This window comes from Streptomyces sp. SAS_270, assembly GCF_052543295.1.
On sequence record NZ_JBMNDS010000183.1, the window covers coordinates 1 to 1290 of the forward strand.

General features: G+C 61.8%; 1 protein-coding gene. It reads left to right on the top strand.

The window, feature by feature from the left end; translation table 11 throughout:
- Positions 1–66: 66 nt before the first annotated feature.
- Positions 67–1247, top strand: a protein-coding gene (locus tag ACN6LB_RS45795; RefSeq protein WP_445031096.1) for an IS3 family transposase whose coding sequence is annotated in 2 segments (ribosomal slippage) — positions 67–331 and positions 331–1247 — 1182 coding nt in all. Because the reading frame shifts where the segments join, the coding sequence is not laid out codon by codon here.
- The last annotated feature ends 43 nt before the right edge of the window (positions 1248–1290 follow it).

The window sequence follows — 1290 nt, forward strand, 5'->3', positions numbered from 1 at the left end:
TGAGGGGCCACGAAGTTTCCGGACAGGGATCCAATAGGGTTGTCCTGAACAGGAAACGAGGAAGAAGTGGCGCCACCCAGCAAGTACTCGCCGGAGTTCTGCGAGGAAGCCGTCCAGATCGCGTTGAGGTCGAGCAAGACAATCTCCGAAGTCGCCCGGGAGCTTGAGCTGAACTCGGAGACACTGCGCGGCTGGGTCAAAAAGCACCAGAAGCAGCAGGAACCAGCTCCCGACGCGGAACTGACGGTGAACGAGCGGGCACGCCTGAAGGAACTCGAACGACGCAACCGCGAGCTGGAGATGGAAGTTACCTTCCTGAAAAAAGCCGCAGCGTACTTCGCGAAGGATCCCCGGTAGCAAGCAAGTACGAGTTCATCGACGAGATGCGGCTCGACACCGAGGAGTACGCATACAGCGTCGAGTTCATGTGTGGCCGGCTCGGCGTCTCCAGATCCGGCTACTACGACTGGCGATCTCGCCCGGAATCCGCAACGGCCCAGCGGCGCGACGAATTGAAACTGCTCGTCGCGAAAGCCTTCGACATGTCCGACGGCACCTACGGCCACCGGCGCATCCAGGCCCAGCTGGACCGCTGGGGCGTCACCGCGGGCCTGGAACTGGTCCGCCGGCTCATGCGCGAACTCGGCCTTGAGCCCTGCCAGCCGCGGCCGAAGAGGTTCAACCTCACACAGGCTGCGGCCGGCCAGGTGCCGGACCTCGTCGGCCGCAACTTCACCGCTGACGCACCCGGTGAAAAACTCGTCGGCGACATCACGTACATCGCGACCGGGGAGGGCTGGCTGTACCTCGCAACGGTCATCGACTGCTGCACGAAAGAAGTCATCGGTTATGCCATGGACGACCACTACCAAACCCCATTGATATCCAGGGCGATCCGCAACGCGGCACGCAACAGGAACCTCTCCACCGGCGCGATATTTCACTCCGACCGCGGAAGTAACTACATGTCAGCCGAGTTCGGGAAGACGCTCGACCGGCTCGGGCTCCGCAGATCTTCCGGCCGCACCGGGATCTGTTTCGACAATGCCATGGCCGAATCGTTCTTCGGTGCCCTGAAGAACGAACGTGTATCCAGGGTGACTTACCTGACCCGCGAGGCCGCTCGGCAGGACATCACTCGCTACATCGAATTCTGGTACAATCGCAAACGCCTCCACTCGGCGGTGGGTTACCGCCCTCCACGCGAAGTCCACGCCGAGTACGAGAAGTTGCGAATCGCCGCGTGAAATAGACGGTCAGACACCTGTCCGGCAAACGCGAGGCCCCTCA